This is a genomic window from Pseudomonas sp. GW822-FHT04H02 (genome assembly GCF_058800645.1).
This window is the reverse complement of record NZ_JBXAMM010000004.1, coordinates 577,696-596,819: the sequence shown is the minus strand read 5'-3', so window position 1 is coordinate 596,819 and position 19,124 is coordinate 577,696. Positions and strand designations below refer to the sequence as shown.

Below are 19,124 nucleotides of genomic sequence, written 5' to 3'. Positions count from 1 at the left end.
CCGTGGATCTGGTCCAGCTGGAAATTTTCAAGGCCGTTGCCGAGCAGGGCAGCATCAGCGCCGCCGCGCAGCTGATCCACCGGGTGCCGTCGAACCTGACCACCAGGATCAAGCAACTGGAGCAGGACCTGGGGGTGGAGCTGTTTATCCGCGAGAAGAGCCGCATGCGCCTGTCCCCCGCCGGCTGGAATTTCCTCGACTATGCCCGGCGCATTCTCGACCTGGTGGCCGAGGCGCGTCTGACCGTAGCCGGCGAGGAGCCTCAGGGACCGTTCGCCCTGGGCTCGCTGGAAAGCACGGCGGCGGTACGCATCCCGGCGCTGCTCGCGGCCTACAACCAGCAGTACGCCAAGGTGGAACTGGACCTGTCCACCGGCCCCTCCGGGACCATGATCGACGGCGTGCTGTCCGGCCGCCTGGTGGCCGCCTTCGTCGACGGCCCGGTGCGCCACCCGGCCCTGGAAGGGCTGCCGGTGTTCGAGGAGGAAATGGTGCTGATCGCCCCGCTGGGCCATGCGCCGATTACCCGGGCGCGGGAGGTCAACGGCGAAAGCATCTACGCCTTTCGCGCCAACTGCTCCTACCGTCATCACTTCGAAAGCTGGTTCACCCAGGACGCCGCGGTGCCGGGCAAGATCCATGAAATGGAGTCCTACCACGGCATGCTGGCCTGCGTCAGCGCCGGCGCCGGGCTGGCGCTGATGCCCCGCAGCATGCTGGAAAGCATGCCCGGCTGCGCCACGGTCAGCGTCTGGCCGTTGTCCCCGCGTTTTCGCTTCCTGCGCACCTGGCTGGTCTGGCGGCGCGGCACCGTGTCCCAGAGTTTGAGCAGTTTTGTGAAGCTGCTGGAGGAGCGTGGGGCGGTGCTGGCTGAGGTTTGAGGGGAGCGATGTTCAACGCCTGCTCAAGGCCAATCGAGCGGCAAACAGTACGAAGATCATCCCTGTGGTGCGGTCCATCCACTGGATCACCTTTTCCCGCTGCAGCACACCGGCCAGGGGCCGGGTGGCGGCGATCAGCAGTAGCGACCAGACCAGCCCCAGTACCACGTGAATGCTCACCAGGCCGAAGGTCCAGGCCACCAACGGCTGGCCCTGGGGAATGAACTGCGGCAGAAAGGACACGTAGAACACTCCCACCTTGGGGTTGAGCACATTGCCCAGCATGCCCTTGAGAAACCAGTTGGTGCCGGGGTCGCTGTTCGCGCCTGTGGGAGCAAACGAGTGGCGCGGGCGCAGCAGCATGTTCAGTCCCAGCCAGGCGAGGTAGGCGGCGCCGCAGTACTTCAACAGGTTGAAGGCCAGTTCCGACACCGCGATCAAGGCCCCCAGGCCGAAGGCCACAGCCGCGCCCCAGATCAGGCAGCCGGCATTGATGCCCAACGCCGCGCGCAGCGCCTGCCGCCGGCCTTCTACCGTGGCGGTGCGCAGCACCAGGGCGGTGTCCAGGCCCGGGGTCAGGGTCAGTAGCGTGGCAGCCAGGGTGAAGGCCAGGAGATTCTCAGTGATGGACATGGGGGCTCCGGAGTTAGGGGCACAGGTTAAAAACGGACCGGTAAGTGGCCTGAGGGCCTGATGCTGCGCTCGTACACTGGATACTCAACCGAGGCTGGTAATCGAGTCCTCATAGTTGAGCTTGCCACACAGTACGTACCTGGCCTCTTCCTTCAACCGTGCTCCGCTGGAGAGAACAGCGTTGGTGACAATGAAAACCTGCGGTGGCGAGGAGCCCATGAAGACCCTGACAATCACTGTTTCGCCACTTTCGAACAACTGCCTTTCGATTTTGGCGTTGAACACCAGCTGCGCGAAGATGTTACTGGGTCTGAGGTACCTGGCTTTGGTGGCCTTGAGTTCGACCTTTTGCCGGGGTTCGCCGTTCTGTTCCAGCCACAGATCAAAGCCACGGTCTCCCGGCTCCTTGGGATGAAAGCGATAATCGGCATGGGTGAACTGATTGAGCAGGTAGTGCCTAGCCAGGTCTTCGATTTTGCGTGTCATTGGGTTTGCCTGAGGGCGGGTAGGACAAAGGAAGGTCGGTGCTAAGTGCTTGAGGCAGTTTCTGGCCTTGGGCCATCAGGACGAATGATCATTCGTCCTGACACTGCGGCTCCTCAGCCGAACAGCCCTGCCATTCTGAACAGCGTGTCCAGGGACATCCCGAGAACCTCGGCCATTGAATGCAGGAGGATCGGAACCAGAAGGCCGCCACTGACTATTCTGGCGACCGCGAAAATGCAGCCACTGACAAAGATCAGGGCCATTGTCGTGCCGTTGCCGTACTGGGTGTGAAGCCCGGCGAAGATGGCCGCACTGACGATAACGGCGATCCATTTCCAGACTTGGCTGTTTTCATACGGAAACAGGCGCAGCAGGTAATAGCGGAAAAACAACTCCTCAACGATGGGGGGCAGCACCATCAGTGAGGCGATCTTGATCAGGGTTTGCCAGCCGTTCAGGCCCGCCAGCAATTCGGCCATGAACGCCTCTTCAGGAGATCCGAGCATGAGGATGGCGACCCCGCACAGCACATAGGCGGCCACCATGCATGCAGCGCCTATGCCCAGAGGACGGCGTATTACCCGTCCGCGCCAGGCGGCGCTGAAATGCTGGCGGTACTGCAGCCAGAACAGGCCGAGCAAGAGCAGCATGCCCAGGCCCTGGGTGCTGATGAATATCAGATAGGTTTGCATCTGTGGCGGCACCAGCAGGATGCCGGGTATTCCCGCCAGGATGTATAACAGGGTGGCCAGAATAAACAGGCCGACCCTGGGAAAGAACCGGTAGGTAGAACGCTCAGGGGCGCAGACCCCAGGCGGGGAAAACAGATGAGTCACAGTCACTCCATGAATGCGGGATAAACGGGGCGGCATAGTGCCACTATCGTCGACCGCCGGGAACCGCTTCCAGGTGGCGCTTGCAAAGGGCATTCAGCCTTTGCGCTTGACCAGCGCCAGATACACCCCGGCCTCTTTCTCCGGTTCGATGTAGTGGGCGCCTTCCAGATCGGCGACCTGAATCGGCTCCATCGCCAGCTCCAGCTCAGGGGTACCCGTGTAACGGTCAGCGTCATCGCTCAGTGCATGCCTGAAGGCTTGGAGAAAGGCATCACGGTTGGCGAACTTGCCGTAGACATAGTTGCCTCGTTGGTCGCTGTAGAAGCGCGAGTAGGTCAGCAGCACGATGCCCCAGCGTTCGATGTGTTCGTCAGGCGCGGTGTGGGGAATGGGCTTGATCAGGTCCCTGCGAATTTGCCGAATCTTGTCATACGCATTCTTGTTGTTGTGTATCACTTTGAATTCGATAGCGGTGGAGGGATGTTCGCCGTAGCTGTCTTCAACCCAGACATCCACCTTGCGGCGTTCGGCAGCGATCAGCCAGCGAGGTACGTTGCGGCGCTCATCCAGCTGGCCGCCGAGGCCGAACTGGTCGCGGTTGATATCCAGCAGCGCCGCTGACTCCAGGCTCAGCCATAGCTCGGCAGCGACGCTGACTGCGATGGACTTGAGGATGTGCTGGCGCTCTTCTTTTAGGTGGTTTAGCAGGAACGGGGCAAATTCACGGACAAAGGACATGGGATCTCCAAGGAATAACACCGATCTGTAGGAGCGAGCTTGCTCGCGATGATTTCCAAAGCGCCGCCTGTTCCCTGCAAGTGCGCGTTATCGTTGACGTCCTTCGCGAGCAAGCTCGCGCCTACAAGGGTGGGTCAATAGGGGCCGCGGGGTTCAGGAATGCCCAGCTGCTGTTGCCGGGCGTCGAGCTGTTTGTCTACGGCGCGTTTGCCACTGAGCAGCTTGAGGTGCTGCACGCTGGCCGGTAGGTGGCTGTCGATCAGTGTCAGCAGATCCAACTGTGGGGCCTTGATGATGCGCAGGTCAGCGATGTTCGAGGTTTTCAGGCCGCTGAGTTCCCCCAGGGTCTTGAGGTTGATCAGGCTCATCTTGCGCAACTGCGGCGCCCCGCCAAGGTCCAGTTGGCTCAGTTGCGCCTGGTCCTCGATCTTCAACACTTCAAGCAGGGGAAAGCCATCCAGGTCCAGGCGGTTGAGGCCGCGCACCCGCATGATCTCCAGTTCCTTGACCTGGGGATTGCGCAGCTCCGGCATCTGTTCACGGCTGCCGAAAGTCACCGAGAGGCTGTGCAGGCCGGTCATGCCGGCGACCATGCCCAGGGGCGTCTTGGCCGGCATGCGATGCAGGTCCAGGTGGCGGATGCCCGGGCACTGGCTCAGTACGTCCAGGTGATGGCTTTGCACGCTGAGGGACAGGGTGTGCAGCTCGGCCATGGTGGCCAGGGGCGCCAGGTCTATGGCCGGGCCTTTGTCCAGGGACAGGCGCAGCGTTCGCAGCCCCCTCAAGTTGGGCAGGGCCAAGAGGCCCGGCAGGTCGGCGCTGATGACTTGCAGGGCGAAATCCTTGAGCTTGTGCAGGCTGCCAATGGTTTCGAAGTGTTCCAGAGTGTCCAGGCAATCCAGGCTCAGGGAGTGGACATTGGGCAGGGCGAGCAAGGTGCGGCCGTCAAACGCGCTGCCCGGATAGTGGCTGTAGAAACGCACATTGAGGCGCTCGCCGAAACGGGCGCAGAGCGTGTCGAGCTGGCTCAGCAGTTCGTCGTCGTACTGTTCGGCCTTGGCGAACTGGACGATGACCTGGGCCTGGTCATCGGCCTCCAGCCTGGCGCTAACCTGCAGTTCCAGGTCGGCCTGGCTGGGGGCTTGAATTCGATGGGGAAACATCAGCGGTCCTTGATGATTTTCGCCGCGGCATCATGCCATTGCGCGATCTTCACCGCCATCTGCGCGCAGGCCCGGCCAGCCGCCGGGCCGCCTTGCAGGAAAGGCTACGGGTCGACCTGGCCCATCAGCTCGGCCACCGATTCCGGGCGCTTGGCGTAGCGCTGGGCCAGCACCGCGCAGACCATCAGCTGGATCTGGTGGAACAGCATCAGGGGCAGAATCAGCACGCCCATGGTGCTGCCGGCAAACAGCACCTGGGCCATGGGCACGCCGGTGGCCAGGCTCTTTTTCGAGCCGCAGAAGAGGATAGTGATGCGGTCTTCCTGGTCGAAGCCGAACAGCTTGCCGAGAAAGCTCGACGCCAGCAGCACCAGCGCCAGGAGGACGCAGCAGGCCACCACCAGGCCGGCCAGTTCCCACAGCGGGATCTGGTGCCAGATGCCTTCGTTCACCGCTTCGCTGAAGGCGCCGTAGACCACCAGCAGGATCGAGCCCTGGTCGACGAAGCGCAGCCAGTTCTTGTTGCGCCCGACCCAGGCGCCGATCCAGCGTCGAGCGATCTGCCCGGCGATAAAGGGCAGCAGCAACTGCACGCTGATCTTGAGGATGGCGTCCAGGGTCGAGCCACCTTCGCCGTGCACGTTCAGCAGCAGGGTTACCAAGAGCGGGGTGAGGAAGATCCCGAACAGGCTCGACGCCGCGGCGCTGCAGATGGCTGCCGGGATGTTGCCCCGGGCCAGGGAGGTGAAGGCGATCGCCGATTGCACCGTGGCCGGCAGGGCGCACAGATACAGCATGCCCATGTACAGGTCGTTGCCCACCAGCGGTGACAGCAGCGGCTTGAGCGCCAGGCCCAACACGGGAAAGAGGATGAAGGTCAGGCTGAACACCAGCAAGTGCAGGCGCCAGTGGCCGGCCCCGGCAATGATCGCCTCGCGCGACAGCTTGGCGCCGTGGAGGAAGAACAGCAGGCCGATGGCGATGTTGGTCAGCCAGCCGAAACCTATGGCCACCTGGCCGCTGGCCGGCAGGAAACTGGCCAGCAGCACCACGCCGATCAGGGTCAGGGTGAAGTTGTCGGGCAAAAGACGCGAGCGAGTCATAGCGGGATCATCCGGGGGTTGCCAAGTGCGGTGGGGCGACTCTAACGTGGCTGCGTTTTACCGACTAACGCCAAGGAGCCAGTTAATGCCGCCTAAAGGACATGAAAAGATCGTCCGGCGCAGTATTCCCGGTTTGCCCAGCCTGCCGCGGCCGGTGTACGGGCGCACCGAATCCTTGCCCAATCGCGCCTTGACCCGGCGCCACAGCCACCCGTGGGTGCAATTGTCCTACGCCATTGCCGGGGTGCTGGAGATCCAGACCAGCGGCGGGCGCTTTATCGCCCCGCCGCAACGGGCGGTGTGGATTCCCGCCGGGGTGCCGCACCGGGTGTTCAGCTCGCCGCGCACCGAGATGCGCAGCCTGTACCTCGATTGCAGCGTTACCACCTGGGCGGCGCCGGACAGCTGCCAGGTGCTGGCGGTCAGCAGCCTGCTGCGGGAGTTGATCCGCGCCTTCAGTGAATTGCCGGTGGAATATGTCGAGGACAGCGCCGACGGGCGCCTGGCCCAGGTGCTGCTGGACCAGTTGGCCGCCGCGCCGCAGCTGGACCTGATGCTGCCGCTGCCCCACGACGTGCGCCTGCGGTCGATCTACCGCAGCCTGCAGGCGCACCCGGAGCAGGCCACGACGCTGGGCCAGTGGAGCCAGAAGCTCGGGGTGACGGAGAAGACCCTCAGCCGCCTGTTCCTCAAGGACACCGGGCTGACCTTCCGTGCCTGGCGCCAGCGCCTGCGCCTGCTGGGCGCCCTGACTCCCCTGGAGCAGGGCGAGCGGGTCACTGATGTGGCGCTGGCCTGTGGTTATGACTCGACCTCGGCATTTATCGCCGCCTTTCGCCAGCAGTTCGACGCCACCCCGGGGGAGTTCTTCCGCGACCTCTGACCCCCCCGAGCTTCCTGTAGCCGCTGCCGCAGGCTGCGATGGGCTGCGCAGCAGACCCGAACCGGGTTCCTGGCACACCGTGGCGCCCGTCCGGCGGCCGCTGCGCGACCGTTCGCAGCCTGCGGCAGCGGCTACAGGGGGCGGCGGTGCGGCAGGTGCGACTGACGCGACAAGGCGTGGCAGGTCAGGTTCTTGGTGGGCGCAGCAGTTCGATGCGCTCCGGCGGCACCAGGGTGCGCAGGGTCTTGTACAGGGCCCGGGTCTCCAGCAGGTTCCAGATCCGCAGCAGGGTTTCCAGGGCATCCAGCGGTTTGCTGATGAAGTCCCGGGCGCCCAGGGCCAGCGCCCGCAGGCGGGTGTCGCGGGTGGCGTCGGCGGTGAGTACCAGGATCGGCAGGTAGTCGTTGGCCGGGATCCGTCGGTTGAGCTGTTCCAGTACCGCAAAGCCATCGAACTCGGGCATGTGCAGGTCGAGGATCACCAGGTCCGGCTCGAAGCTGTTGAACAGCTCCAGGCTGCGCAGCGGCTGGGTGCTGCTGAGGACGTTGTGCAGCCCTTCGCGGGCCAGCAGCTGTTCCATCAGGTCGAGGTTGGGGCGCTGGTCATCGATGATGAGGATGCGCAGATCGGCAGTCATGGGAGCTCCGGGAGACAGGCATCGAGGTGGGCGAAGAACACCGGGATGTGGATGGGCTTGGTCAGGATCGCCGTGGCCCCGGCGTCGAGCAGGGCGCGCCGGGTCGGTTCGCTGGCGTCGGCGGTGATCATCAGGATCGGGGTGTCGGCCGTGGCGCTGGAGGCCCGCAGGCGTTGCAGCACCTCCAGGCCGGGCAGGTCCGGCAGGCTGACGTCCAGCAGGATCATCTGCGGCGCGTGCTGGCGGGCCAGGTCCAGGCCCATCTGGCCTTGCATGCTCGACAGCAGCCGGATGCCCGGGCGCCGTTGCAGCAGGGTTTCGATCAGCGCCAGGCTTTGCAGGTTGTCTTCGATGCACAGCACCTTGCCCTGGTAGCGGCTTGCGGGCAGTGGCGCCGGCACGTTCAGCGCCGGGGCGTTGCAGGGCGCCACGGCGGCTGCAGCGGCCAGGCGCACGAAGGGCAGCTCCAGGGTGAAGCAACTGCCGCTGCCCGGGGTGCTCTGTACGCCCAGGCTGCCGTCCATCATTTCCAGCAGGCTCCTGCTCAGGGCCAGCCCCAGGCCGGTGCCTTCGACCCTGGGGTCGGCGTCCAGGCGTTCGAAGGGCTTGAACAGGCGCTCCAGGCGCTCGGCGGTGATGCCGGCGCCGGTGTCGAGCACGCTCAGGCGCAGGCGCGATGCCTCGATCGCCACGTCGATGCTGACCCGGCCACCCGCGCGGTTGTACTTGATGGCGTTGGACAGCAGATTGAGCAGCACCTGGATCAGGCGCTGGCGGTCGGCGATCACGCCGCTGTCCGCCGCCAGTTCCGGCAGCGGCGCCAGGGTGATGCCGGCGTCCGCGGCCATGGGTGACACCAGGGTAAGGGCTTCGTGCAGCACCGCCGCCAGGGCCATGGGCTCGACGTTCAGCGGCAGGCGCCCGGCCTCGATACGGGCAATGTCCAGCACCTCGTTGATCAGCCCCAGCAGGTGCTGCCCGGCCCGCAGGATATGCCCGACCTGGGGCCGCTGGCCGGCATTGGAATCCATGTCCAGCAGTTGGGCGAAGCCGAGGATGGCGTTGAGCGGCGTGCGTAGTTCGTGGCTCATGCGCGAGAGGAATTCGCTCTTGGCGCGGCTGGCGCTTTCCGCTTCCTCGCGGGCGGTGCCTAGGGCGATTTCCGCGGCACGGCGATCGGTGATGTCCCGGGTGATCTTGGAAAAACCGCGCAGGGCGCCGCTGGCGTCGTACTGCGCGGTGATCACCACGCTGGCCCAGAAGCGGCTGCCGTCCTTGCGACAGCGCCAGGCCTCCTCCATGTAGTGGCCGTGGGCGGTGGCCTCGCGCAGGGCCATGTCCGGGTGCTGGGGGCACTCTTCGGGCAGGTAGAACAGGGAAAAATGCCGGCCGATGATTTCCTGCTCGCTGTAGCCCTTGATCCGTTCCGCGCCGACGTTCCAGGTGGTAACCCGGCCTGCGGTGTCCAGGGCGAAGATCCCGTAGTCCTTGACCCCGTCGATGATCAGCCGCAGGCGTTCCTCGTTGTCGCGCAGGGCCCGTTCGCGCTCGGCCAGCAGTTGCCCGGCCTCCACCAGGCGCGTGCCCAGCTGGCCGATTTCATCCTGTTCCGGCGCTTGCGGGCGCAGCGGCTGGCCCAGGGCCAGGCGCTGGGCATTGCCCTGTACCTGCTGCACCCGGGTGACGATGCCCCGGGACAGCAACAGCACCGCGACGATGGCGCCGAACAGCCCGCAGCCGGCGGCCAGCAAGGTGGCGAACAGCAGGCGCATGCGGGTTGCCGCGGCGGCTGCGCTACGTTCGGCCAGCAGCGCATCCTCGCGCACGCGCATGGCGCTGATCTGCTCGCGCAGCACGTCCAGTACCTGCTTGTTGTCGATCAGGATCGCGGTCACCGTGGCGGCGTCGTCGCGGCTGCCGTTGCGCAGGGCCACCAGGCCGTCGAGCTTGGTGCGGATCAGCGGGGTGATGGTCTGCAGGTAGTCGCGCATGCGCGGGTCCTGGACATTCTGGTCCAGGCGTTGCAGCGCGGCCTCGATCTGCGGCCGGGCCTGGAGGTAGGCGGGTAAAAAGTCCTCGCGCCGGGTCAGCAGGTAGCCACGCACGCTGGCGGCGGCCTCGGCCAGGAGGGTGTGCACCGCCTGGATATCGCCCTGCACCAGCAGCACCCGGCGCACGTCCTCCTCGGCGCGGGCGGTCTGGCGCTCGGTGCTGTAGATCAGCACCAGCGACAGCAGCAGGATCACCAACGGCAGGGAGATCACCACCAGCGCCTTGCCCCGCAGCGGCAGGTCGGCCCAGCGCCGGGCGCTGAGCAGGTTCACGGCCACTGCCCGGCAGGTTGCGCCACCAGCCCCAGGGCCATGCCGCGCACCGCGGCCTGGGTGCGGTCGGCGGCGCCGAGCTTGCCGATCACCCGTTCCACATGGGCCTTGGCGGTGCCGGTGGTGATGCCCAGCTTTTCACCGATCTCGCGGTTGCTGAAGCCGCCGGCCACCAGCCCCAGCACCTGGCGCTCGCGGGCAGTCAGGGCCTGAGCCTGGGGCGCCTGGCCGTTGCCGCGCTCGCTCATGCGCCGCAGCAGGCGGGCGCTGACCGCACTGTTGAGCGCCTCTTCGCCGCGGGCCACGCGCTGCAGGGCGTCGAGCACCTCTTCGCGGCTGGCGTCCTTGAGCAGGTAGCCCACGGCGCCGGCGGCCATGGCGGCTTCCAGGTGATCGGGGCTGTCGTCCATGGTGAAGATCACCACCTTGACCTCGGGCTGGCGCTGTTGCAGCAGGCGCGCGGCCCCCAGGCCGTTGAGCAGGGGCATGCGGATATCGAGGATGGCCAGGTCCGGGCGCAGTTGCTCGCACAGGGCCAGGGCTTGCTCGCCATCCCTGGCTTGCCCCACCACCTCGAACTCCGGGTTGCCCGCCAGCAGGGCGATGAAGCCGGTGCGGGTGACTTCATGATCGTCCGCCAGGACCAGGCGTATCACCGCTGTCATACCGCGTGCTCCAGGGAGGGGACGGGGACGCGGGCGAGAATCCGCGTGCCGCTGCCGGGCCGGCTGTGGCAGGTGAAACGCCCGCCCAGCAAATGGGCGCGTTCCTGCATGGCCACCTGGCCCAACTGTTCGATGCCCTGGCCGGATGCCGGCTGGAAACCTGCGCCGTCGTCGCTGATGCCGAGCACCGCCTGGCCTGCTTCCAGGGCCAGGTTCAGGCTGACGCTGTGGGCCCGGGCATGCTTGAGGATGTTGTTGATGGCTTCCTGGGCGATGCGGAACAGGGCGATTTCCAGGGCCGCCGGCAGGCGCTCCGGGTAGCGCTGCTGCCAGTGCACCGCCAGCCCGGCGTCGCGCAGGCGGTCGGCCTCGCGGTCGATGGCCCGCAACAGGCCGAAGTCGTCCAGCACATGGGGGCGCAGGCCGCCGATCAGTTGCCGGCCTTCGCCGACGCAGCCCTGGGCCAGTTGCAGGATGGTCTGCAGTTCATCGTGCAGGGGCTCCGGCAGCGGCGGGCAGCGCCCGGCGAAACCCTGCAGGCGCTGGTGCAACCCGGCCAGGGTTTGCGCCAGGCCGTCGTGCAGGTCGTAGGCGACGCGCTTGCGCTCATCCTCCTGGGCGCTGAACAGGCGCTGCACCAGCTCCGACATACTGCGCTCCCGGGCTTGCAGGTCCTGCAGCAGGCGCTGGTTTTCCAGGTGCGTGGCCAACAGCGTGGCCAGCAGTTGCAGGGATTCCAGGTCTTCGCTGTCCGGCGCGCTGATGGGCACACTGTTGGCCAGCAGCAGGGCGCCGAAGGGCTGGCCGTCGGCGCGGTGCAGCAGTACGCGCAGCACCCCGGTTTGCGCAAGCGGGCGCTCCAGCCACTGGGCCTGCCCGGCCACGGCGCGCAGGGCTTGCAGGCATTCGCCGTGGCCCTGTTCGGCGCTGGCGTGGGCCACGCCGTCGCTGCTCCATTCCAGCAACAGCCCCTGGTCCATGGCGACAAAGGCGCAGGCCCGCTGCACCACCCGCTGGCGCATCTGTCCGGGGGGCAGTTGCAGCAGCTCCTGGCCGGTGTCCACCAGCAGCCGCAGGCGCGCGGCGCGGCTTTGCGACTGCCGGTACTGGCTGCGCAGGGCCAGGGCGCTGGCGGGATCGAGGGGCGGGCTGGGCATCGGGAAACTCCAGGGTGGGGGCGGTGCAGTGGCTCGGGGCAGGGTATTAGACCCCCGTGCCCGGTATCGCGCCTATCTGCCAAATGGCATAGGCCGCAGGCTCCAGTTGGCCGATGGCAGGGGCGACGGCCCGGGGCACAGTGGGGCTCATTGAAACCCACTGGAGTCCGTGAATGAAACTGAAAAGCACCGCCCTGGCCCTGTTCTTCGTGCTGAGCGCGCCACTGGCTCAGGCCCTGGAAGCCACCCCTTACGTGTACCGCACCGTGGCCGAGCAGCCGCAGAACCTGCAGGACCGGGAAATCGCCGGCCTCTTCGACCGCTGGAACAGCGCCCTGCAGACCGGCAACCCACAAGCCGTGGTCAGCCTCTATGCGGCCAATGCAGTGCTGCAACCCACGGTCTCCAACCAGGTGCGCAGCACCCACGCGCAGATCCAGGACTACTTCGAGCACTTCATGGCCTCGCGGCCGGTGGGCCAGATCAACTACCGGGAGATTCGTCACCTGGGCCCGGATGCGGCCATGGACAGCGGCGTCTACACCTTCACCCTGACTGCCGCCGACGGCAAGAAACAGCAGGTCCAGGCCCGTTACACCTTTCTCTACGAGCGCCTGGGCGGGCAGTGGAAAATCCTCAACCACCACTCTTCGGCCATGCCGCAAGTGCAGCCGCAGTTGCAAGCCAGCCACTGATCCAGGCTCCTGTCACCTTGCGCCGAGCCTTTGCTCGGCGCTGCTGTCACTGCTCGCGGTAGCGCCCCGGGGTCATGCCGAACCAGCGCAGGCAGGCCTTGTGAAAGCTGCTCTGGTCGCGAAAGCCCAACAGGGCGCCGATGTACTTGACGCTGCGCATGGAGTTGCGCAGAAAACTGTGGGCCAGCATCAGCCGCGCCTCGTCCTGCAGCGCCGAGAAGTGCACGTCTTCATGGCCCAGGCTGCGTTGCAGGCTGCGGGTGCTGACCCCCACTGCCTGGGCGATATGCGGCAGGTCGCTGGGCGCGCCCTGGGCCAGGGATTCGGACAGGGCGCGGCGCACCCGCGCAGTCATCGAGCCGCTGAGCAGCACATTGAGGCGGTTGCGGGCGTATTCCATGTGCAGCACATCCAGCGCCGGGTCGGCGGTGGGCAGGGCGATGGCGCAGTCCTGGCTGCTGAAGGTCAGGCTGTTGTGGGGCGCGCAGAACTGCAGGTTGTCGCCCATCAGCCGGCGCAGCATGCGCGTGTCCGCAGGCTCGGGGTAGGTGAAGGCCGCCACCAGCGGCCGCGGCTTGTGCTGGGGCAGCAGCCAGTGCAGCAGGCCCAGGGTCTGGGCGGCGCCGGCGTCGATCACCGCCCGGGGGATCAGCGAAGGCTCGGCGGTGACGTCGAAACCGATCAGTTGCAACGCGTCGGGCTTGCGTTCCAGGCACATGCAGAAGCCGTTGCTGGTCAGCGCCTGGTAATCCACCAGGCGCTGCAGCGCTGCCCCCAGGGTCGCGCAAGACATCACCGCATAGCCCAGGGCCTCCAGGTTGGCCGGGTGGGCCTTGCTGTAGGCCAGCAGCCCGAGGTCCGGGTTGCCGGTGCGGCGGGTGGCTTCGCGCATTACTTGATAGACCAGTTCCAGCCTCACGCCCTTGGGATTTTCCTCAACGTCCTGGATGCTGCTGCCGAAGGTTCTGAGCAGGGCGTCGACATTCGCGCCGCCTTCTCTCATGACATCGGCAAGCACCCGAAAGCTGGCGCTGGTCATTCTGTGCATAGGTCTTCCTGGACTAGTGGCTAAATGATATCGATGAGGCCTTTTGCATGATTGCAATAAACAAAAGGCCACAGACGAATAAGCACCGGCCCAGGTTTCCGAGGACAAGCGAAAGGTATCCGGGAACACTTCCGGGTGGCCCGGGCAGGGTCGATCATGGTTGGGCAGGGACCCTTGGGCGAGTGCGGCGGCGGGCTCGTCGTGCCACGTTCGAGGGTGCGTCGTTGGCTTGCCTATGGATCTGTCATGCAAAGCATCAAAGACTTTTATCGTGAATTGGCCGAGGGCCATTTGATGCTGGCATTCCAGCCGGTGGTGTGGCTGCCCGACAGCAGCCGGGTGCTCTACCACGAAGGGTTGCTGCGCCATGTCGATGCCCAGGGCGGGGATGTCTACCCCCTGGCGCTACTGGAGAAACACCAGGTGATGCGCGAGCTGGACCGCAGCGTGGTGCTCTGTGTGATCGACAGCCTGCAACGGGACGAACGCCTGCGCCTGGGGTGCAATATCTCGGCCCAGAGCGCGATCATCGATTCATTCTGGTACCCCATTGTCCAGCAGTTGCGGGACTTTCCCGGCGTGGCCGCGCGGCTGGTCATCGAGATCACCGAAAGCGCCACGCCACCGAGCATCGAGGCGGCCAGCGAGTTTGTCCTGTGCCTGCGCGAACTGGGCTGCCGGGTGGCCATCGACGATTTCGGCGCGGGCCTGGGCACCCTGGAGTTCATCCGCCAGACCCGGCCGGACATCGTCAAGATCGACAAGGGCTACATCCAGCGCGCCCGCAGCGAACTCAACAGCGCCCAGACCCTCAGCCACCTGGTGCAACTGTGCAAGACCCTGGCGCCCTGCGTGATCATCGAAGGGGTGGAGACTGCCACCGACCAGGGCCTGGCCACGGCCTGTGGTGGCGAGTGGGGGCAGGGCTACCTGTTCGGCCGCCCCCAGGTGGATCGCCTGGGGCGACGTTGCCGCCTGGCGCAGCGGGTGCCCCAGCTGTGCACGCCGGATCAGGCGTAGCCCGGGTGCATGCCCGCCTGAAGGGGTTCAATCAGCCTGCGGGGTGATGGGCGGGGTGTGGGCCGTCGGGTCTTGCACCTCGGCACTGATGGGCAATGCCTGCAGGTCTTGCTCGGGAATCTCCTTCCTATCCACGTGCATGTTGCGCTTGGGCCGCTCCGGCTGGAGCGCGTCGTAGGGCAGCAGCACGGTGTCGAGCGCCGCGTCCAGGGGCAGGCTGGCGATCATCAGGATCGGGCACACCACCATCACCCAGCAGCCGCCGGTAATCATGCGTGCGTAGCCCATGTCGTAGCCGGTGAGCACTTGGGCGTTGGTCTTGACGCTGCGGTAGTAGCGGTCGTCGCGAAAGTCCAGGGCATTGCCGCGAGTCATGTAGGTGCCGCAGCCGGACAGCAGCAGGGTGTTGAGCAGCAACAGGTAATTGATGGTTCGGATGATCGCTCTTCCATTCAGGCCATTGGCAGGGGCGCGGCTCAGGGCTTCATCGCGTCATAGGGCAGCAGCGCGGTGTCGGCCACGGCGTCCACCGGCAGGCTGACGATGGCCACCACCGGGCAGACAATGCTCATCCAGCAGAACAGCGTGACGTAGCCGTCGTAGCCGCTGGCTCCGCGCATGGTCAGCAGTTCGATATTGGCCTGGGTGCCTTTGTAGTAGTCGTAGCTGGTATGGGCATTGGGGGTGCGGGCGATCAGGGTGCCGCAGCCCACCAGGGACAGCAGGGACACAACGAACAGAGCATTGAGGGCTTTGATGGCGCCATTCCTTAGCAAGCGGGTTTTTCCGCGCGCATGGTCGCAGAAGCCCGATGCAGACGCTAGATTGGGCGCTGAATAAATACTGGGCGCAGTGCCGGGAGGGTTCGATGGAGGGAGAGCGCAGCGTCGCACGGCTGTTCGCCGAGGAACCGCTGTCCTGGGGGCTGCGGGGTGACCCCTATTTGTGGCGAGCCATGGCCACGCATCTGGCCCACACGCCCTGGCCGGCCACGGCGCAGCAGTTGGAAGCCCTGATCGTCCAGGCCTTCGAGCAACTGACCGGCAGGGCCTGGAGCTCGGCAGGGCACTTCTTCGTCGAGGCCTTTGCTCATGGCGGCATGTCCAGCGGCGGGATTTCCATGGGCTTCTGGCACGAGCGCGGCCTGCCCCTGTTGTGCGCCCGTTGGGCTCAAGCCTGATCAGATATCGCTGGGTATCAGCATAAGCAGGTCGGTATCGCCGATATCCACCCCGGCCTGGGTCAGCAGGGTGCTGGCCTGGCCGCGGTGGTGGGTCTGGTGGTTGAAGAAATGCACCAGCAGGCTATAGAAATCGCGCTCGGCGACCACGCCCCGGGTGTTGGCGTAATGCAGGCTGCTGTCCAGGTCGGCGTCGCTCAGGGACTGGCTGAAATCGAGGATCAACTGGTCCAGCCACTGACGCTGCTGCCAGAGCCCGCCCAGGTTTGGGAACAGCAGGGTCTTGAGGTCCTGTGGCAGGGCCACCTGCTGCAGCGGCGCCAGGGCCGCAAACCGCGCCGGGTGCTGGGCAAAGCGCTTGAGCCAGATGGTGTCGCCGGCCAGCAAATGATTGAGGGTGCCGAGGATCGAGCCGAAAAAGGCCTGCCGGTCCAGAGCCAGTTGCGCATCGGATAGGCCCATGGCGGCGCTGTACAGCTTGCTGTTCATCCACTGGTTGTAGCGAGCCATCAGGCACAGGTGCTCGGTGCGGTTCATTGCGGTTCCTTTTGGGGTTTGCGGGCTGGCGCGCAGCAGCTTCGCAAGCCCCGGTGGCGCAATGCAAGAGGCGTCACAAAAGCCTCGTGCGCAGGCCGTTTGCAGGGCTGTGCAGCCATTAAAAAAACCGCCCCTTTGGCCCCGATAACATCGTTTCTCGGGGCTTGGGCTTTTCTCTATATTGGCCACCAGATCCAGCGCGGCAACAGGCCGCGCACCCTTTATGGTGAGCCGTTGCAATGAATAAAAAACCTGAACGCACAGGGCTGGAAAACCCCGGGACCGCTACCCGGGTGGTCTGGGGCGGAGAGCAAGTCCGTCATCCCTACAACGCCACGCAACCCCCGATTGTCGCCAGCGCCGCCTATGGCTACGACGACATCGACCAGTGGTACGACGTGGCCCTGGGCAAGGCCCCGGGCTTTATCTACAGCCGCATGAGCAACCCCACGGTGCAAACCCTGGAAGCCAAGCTGCAGGATCTGGAAAACGCCGAATCGGCGGTGGCCTTCAGCAGCGGCATGGCAGCCATCAGCGGCGTGCTCTACAGCTTCCTGCGCCACGGCCAGCGGGTGGTGTCGACCAAGGACAGCTACGGTGGTACCAACAAGATCTTCGAGGAATTCCTGCCGCGCATGGGCGTGGCCGTGACCCTCTGCGAAACCTTCGACCAGCAGCAGATCGAGGCCGAGATCGCCAAGGGCTGCGACCTGCTGTACCTGGAGACGCCGACCAACCCGACCCTGAAGATCGTCGATATCCAGCGTCTGGTCGCCGCGGCGAAACAGGTCGGCGCCCTGGTGGTGGCGGACAACACCTTCGCTACGCCGCTGAATCAGAACCCCCTGGCGCTGGGCGTGGATGTGGTGATCCACAGCGCTACCAAGTTCCTCAGCGGTCACGGCGATGTGCTTGGTGGCGTGGCCTGCGGCAGCGAAGCGCTGATGAGCCAGGTGCGTCACTACCGGGAAATCAACGGTGCCAGCCTCGATCCGTTCTCGGCCTACCTGATCATTCGCGGGATCAAGACCCTGGCCCTGCGCATGCGCCAGCAACAGCACAGCGCCGCGCAGCTGGCGCAGTTCCTGCTCAACGAGCCGTTGGTGGAAGCCGTGAACTACCCGGGCCTGCCCAACCACCCGAACCACGCCGTGGCCTGTGCGCAGATGCGCGGTTTCGGCGCCATCGTCAGCTTTGTCCTGGGGGGTGGCATGGACAGCGTCAAGCAGCTGTTGCCACGCCTGCGCTATGCCCACTGCGCCGGCAACCTGGGGGCGGTGGAAACCATCTACGGCCCGGCGCGCACTACCAGCCATGTGGAGAACACCCTGGAAGAGCGCCAGGCCCTGGGCATTTCCGAAGGCCTGGTGCGGATTTCGGTGGGCATCGAAGACACCGATGACCTGCTGGCCGACCTGCAGCAGGCCTTCGCCTGGCTGCGCCAATCCCTCAAGCAGAATGCGGCGCCTGGCGCCATCCCATCCCAGGACCCGCGGGCCGAGGTCGCCCACTGAAAAGAGCGCGCAACACCCCCACAGCAAGGCAGCCAGTGGGGGCTTCATGAAGAGGAATAACAATAAAAACCTGGTGGCATCCGATTTGTTTTCTGCCCATTTCCACAGTCGCAGAAATTGAGACTTGCCCTGACAACTTTCATGAGAACCATCATGTCCCTACAAGAACAACAGACCGACTTGCGCGGCGGCTTCAAGCAAGAAATGCAGACCCGGCACATTGTCATGCTCGCCCTGGGCGGGGTGATAGGCACCGGGCTGTTCCTCACGTCCGGCTACACGGTGAACCAGGCCGGCCCGCTGGGTGCGGTGATCGCCTACATCATCGGCGCGCTGATGGTGTACCTGGTGATGATGTGCCTCGGCGAGCTGGCGGTGCAGATGCCCGAGACCGGCTCCTTCAGCACCTACGCCACGCGCTTTCTCGGCCCCGGTACCGGCTACACCGTGGCCTGGCTGTACTGGCTGACCTGGACCGTGGCCATCGGCTCGGAATTCACCGCCGCCGGGATCCTCATGGCCCGCTGGTTCCCCGAGACCCCGGTGTGGATCTGGAGCGCGCTGTTCGCCATGGTGGTGTTCTTGTCCAACGTGGTGTCGGTGCGGCTGTTCGCCGAGACCGAGTTCTGGCTGTCGCTGGTCAAGGTGATCACCGTGCTGGCATTCCTGGTGGTGGGCGGCGGGGGGATTCTCGGTCTTCTGCACATCGACCAGGCCCACAGCATCGGCCTGAGCAACTTCACCCGTGAGGGGCTATTCCCCACCGGCTTCATGCCGATCGCCATGACCCTACTGGCGGTGGCCTTCGCTTTCTCCGGCACCGAACTGATCGGCATCGCCGCTGGCGAAACCCGTGACCCGCAACGCAATGTGCCACGGGCGATCCGCACCACGGTGCTGCGCCTGGCGATCTTCTTCGTCGGCACCATCTTCGTCCTCGCCACCCTGTTGCCCCGGGAGCAGGCCGGCCTGGTGGAAAGCCCGTTCGTCACGGTGTTCACCTACATCGGCATTCCGTACTCGGCCGACATCATGAACTTCGTGATCATCAGCGCGTTGCTGTCCGCCGCCAACTCCGGGCTGTACGCCGCCTCGCGGATGCTCTGGACCCTGAGCGACCAGGGCCACCTGCCCAAGCAGTTCTCGGCCCTGACCCGCATGGGCACGCCGCTCAACGCGATCATCGTGAGCATGGCCGGTGGCGCCGCCTCGCTGCTCAGCAGCGTGTTCGCCCCGGACACCATCTACCTGGCCCTGGTGTCGATTTCCGGGCTGGCGGTGGTGGTGGTGTGGATGAGCATCGCCGCCAGCCAGATCGCCTTTCGCCGGCACTTCGTGGCCAACGGCGGTGACGTGCGCGACTTGAAATTCCGTGTTCGTGGCTACCCCTGGGTGCCGTTGGGGGCGCTGTTGTGCTGCGCCCTGGCCTGTGTCGGCATCGGTTTCGACCCCGAGCAGCGCGTGGCCTTGTACTTCGGCCTGCCCTTCATCGCCTGGTGCTACCTGGTGTATTACATTACCCGCAGTAGCCGCCAGCGGCGCCTGTCCCTGGCAGCCCTGGCTCGGCCCTCCGATGCCCTGCAGGGTTGACGGGTGCGCCCGGCGCCCAGGGTGTCCATGAGAG

21 protein-coding genes are annotated in these 19,124 nt (G+C 65.5%); 7 read left to right on the top strand and 14 right to left on the bottom strand.

Annotated features, from left to right (window positions below):
- The first annotated feature begins 2 nt into the window (after positions 1–2).
- Positions 3–881 (top strand): putrescine utilization regulator PtrR, encoded by an 879-nt coding sequence (gene ptrR, locus AC1RMG_RS20105; RefSeq protein WP_011062118.1) that lies wholly within the window; start codon positions 3–5, stop codon positions 879–881.
- A gap of 12 nt (positions 882–893) precedes the next feature.
- On the opposite strand, the gene AC1RMG_RS20100 is transcribed toward ptrR, so the two are convergent.
- From AC1RMG_RS20100 to AC1RMG_RS20075, 6 genes are all read right to left on the bottom strand, one after another.
- Complete coding sequence (locus AC1RMG_RS20100; protein WP_011062117.1) at positions 894–1,514, bottom strand: LysE family translocator; 621 nt, start codon at positions 1,512–1,514, stop codon at positions 894–896.
- An 84-nt stretch (positions 1,515–1,598) separates the two neighbouring features.
- The gene (locus AC1RMG_RS20095; protein WP_015636239.1) at positions 1,599–2,000 is read right to left on the bottom strand and encodes a hypothetical protein; all 402 of its coding nucleotides are present in this window, start codon (positions 1,998–2,000) and stop codon (positions 1,599–1,601) included.
- Positions 2,001–2,113: 113 nt separating this feature from the next.
- Positions 2,114–2,836, bottom strand: coding sequence for a CPBP family intramembrane glutamic endopeptidase (locus tag AC1RMG_RS20090; protein WP_493170053.1), 723 nt, complete (start codon positions 2,834–2,836; stop codon positions 2,114–2,116).
- Positions 2,837–2,929: 93 nt separating this feature from the next.
- Positions 2,930–3,574, bottom strand: coding sequence for a hypothetical protein (locus tag AC1RMG_RS20085; RefSeq protein WP_493170051.1), 645 nt, complete (start codon positions 3,572–3,574; stop codon positions 2,930–2,932).
- A gap of 134 nt (positions 3,575–3,708) precedes the next feature.
- Positions 3,709–4,737: a hypothetical protein gene (locus AC1RMG_RS20080; RefSeq protein ID WP_493170049.1), complete on the bottom strand. Its 1,029-nt coding sequence runs from the start codon at positions 4,735–4,737 to the stop codon at positions 3,709–3,711.
- A 104-nt stretch (positions 4,738–4,841) separates the two neighbouring features.
- The gene (locus AC1RMG_RS20075; protein WP_015636235.1) at positions 4,842–5,840 is read right to left on the bottom strand and encodes a bile acid:sodium symporter family protein; all 999 of its coding nucleotides are present in this window, start codon (positions 5,838–5,840) and stop codon (positions 4,842–4,844) included.
- Positions 5,841–5,925: 85 nt separating this feature from the next.
- Here AC1RMG_RS20075 and AC1RMG_RS20070 point away from each other — a divergent pair, with 85 nt between their 5' ends.
- Positions 5,926–6,723 (top strand): AraC family transcriptional regulator, encoded by a 798-nt coding sequence (locus AC1RMG_RS20070; protein ID WP_103291395.1) that lies wholly within the window; start codon positions 5,926–5,928, stop codon positions 6,721–6,723.
- A 184-nt stretch (positions 6,724–6,907) separates the two neighbouring features.
- Here the strand turns inward: AC1RMG_RS20070 and AC1RMG_RS20065 are convergent, their stop codons facing one another.
- From AC1RMG_RS20065 to AC1RMG_RS20050, 4 genes are read right to left on the bottom strand one after another with little or no spacing between them, the layout of a single operon-like run.
- On the bottom strand, positions 6,908–7,360 hold the full coding sequence (locus tag AC1RMG_RS20065; protein ID WP_015636233.1) for a response regulator: 453 nt from the start codon (positions 7,358–7,360) through the stop codon (positions 6,908–6,910).
- Positions 7,357–9,684, bottom strand: coding sequence for an ATP-binding protein (locus AC1RMG_RS20060; protein ID WP_493170047.1), 2,328 nt, complete (start codon positions 9,682–9,684; stop codon positions 7,357–7,359). The genes AC1RMG_RS20065 and AC1RMG_RS20060 overlap by 4 nt, the downstream gene beginning before the upstream one ends.
- On the bottom strand, positions 9,681–10,349 hold the full coding sequence (locus AC1RMG_RS20055) for a response regulator (RefSeq protein WP_011062112.1): 669 nt from the start codon (positions 10,347–10,349) through the stop codon (positions 9,681–9,683). Before AC1RMG_RS20055 ends, AC1RMG_RS20060 begins: the two co-directional genes overlap by 4 nt.
- Positions 10,346–11,506: a sensor histidine kinase gene (locus AC1RMG_RS20050; protein ID WP_019094128.1), complete on the bottom strand. Its 1,161-nt coding sequence runs from the start codon at positions 11,504–11,506 to the stop codon at positions 10,346–10,348. Before AC1RMG_RS20050 ends, AC1RMG_RS20055 begins: the two co-directional genes overlap by 4 nt.
- Positions 11,507–11,679: 173 nt before the next feature.
- Here AC1RMG_RS20050 and AC1RMG_RS20045 point away from each other — a divergent pair, with 173 nt between their 5' ends.
- A complete protein-coding gene (locus tag AC1RMG_RS20045) occupies positions 11,680–12,201 on the top strand; it encodes an SgcJ/EcaC family oxidoreductase (RefSeq protein WP_053152622.1) in 522 nt (173 codons plus the stop codon).
- Positions 12,202–12,247: 46 nt separating this feature from the next.
- On the opposite strand, the gene AC1RMG_RS20040 is transcribed toward AC1RMG_RS20045, so the two are convergent.
- Complete coding sequence (locus AC1RMG_RS20040; RefSeq protein ID WP_011062109.1) at positions 12,248–13,249, bottom strand: AraC family transcriptional regulator; 1,002 nt, start codon at positions 13,247–13,249, stop codon at positions 12,248–12,250.
- A 246-nt stretch (positions 13,250–13,495) separates the two neighbouring features.
- Between AC1RMG_RS20040 and AC1RMG_RS20035 the strand changes: the two genes are divergently transcribed.
- Positions 13,496–14,269, top strand: a complete 774-nt coding sequence (locus AC1RMG_RS20035; RefSeq protein ID WP_011062108.1) for an EAL domain-containing protein — start codon at positions 13,496–13,498, stop codon at positions 14,267–14,269.
- A gap of 27 nt (positions 14,270–14,296) precedes the next feature.
- Here AC1RMG_RS20035 and AC1RMG_RS20030 read toward each other — a convergent pair whose 3' ends face one another.
- The gene (locus tag AC1RMG_RS20030; RefSeq protein ID WP_041118989.1) at positions 14,297–14,686 is read right to left on the bottom strand and encodes a YceK/YidQ family lipoprotein; all 390 of its coding nucleotides are present in this window, start codon (positions 14,684–14,686) and stop codon (positions 14,297–14,299) included.
- Positions 14,687–14,745: 59 nt separating this feature from the next.
- Positions 14,746–15,045: a YceK/YidQ family lipoprotein gene (locus AC1RMG_RS20025; protein WP_125063483.1), complete on the bottom strand. Its 300-nt coding sequence runs from the start codon at positions 15,043–15,045 to the stop codon at positions 14,746–14,748.
- A 92-nt stretch (positions 15,046–15,137) separates the two neighbouring features.
- On the opposite strand from AC1RMG_RS20025, the gene AC1RMG_RS20020 reads away from it, so the two are divergent.
- Positions 15,138–15,449 (top strand): hypothetical protein, encoded by a 312-nt coding sequence (locus AC1RMG_RS20020; RefSeq protein WP_041118987.1) that lies wholly within the window; start codon positions 15,138–15,140, stop codon positions 15,447–15,449.
- Here the strand turns inward: AC1RMG_RS20020 and AC1RMG_RS20015 are convergent, their stop codons facing one another.
- Complete coding sequence (locus tag AC1RMG_RS20015) at positions 15,450–15,986, bottom strand: DinB family protein (RefSeq protein WP_011062104.1); 537 nt, start codon at positions 15,984–15,986, stop codon at positions 15,450–15,452. It lies immediately after the preceding gene.
- Positions 15,987–16,225: 239 nt separating this feature from the next.
- Between AC1RMG_RS20015 and AC1RMG_RS20010 the strand changes: the two genes are divergently transcribed.
- Together AC1RMG_RS20010 and AC1RMG_RS20005 are read left to right on the top strand one after the other, a co-directional pair.
- Entirely contained in the window at positions 16,226–17,500 is a 1,275-nt protein-coding gene (locus AC1RMG_RS20010; RefSeq protein WP_125063482.1) for a cystathionine gamma-synthase family protein, read from the top strand.
- A 153-nt stretch (positions 17,501–17,653) separates the two neighbouring features.
- Positions 17,654–19,090, top strand: a complete 1,437-nt coding sequence (locus AC1RMG_RS20005; RefSeq protein ID WP_493170044.1) for an amino acid permease — start codon at positions 17,654–17,656, stop codon at positions 19,088–19,090.
- The last annotated feature ends 34 nt before the right edge of the window (positions 19,091–19,124 follow it).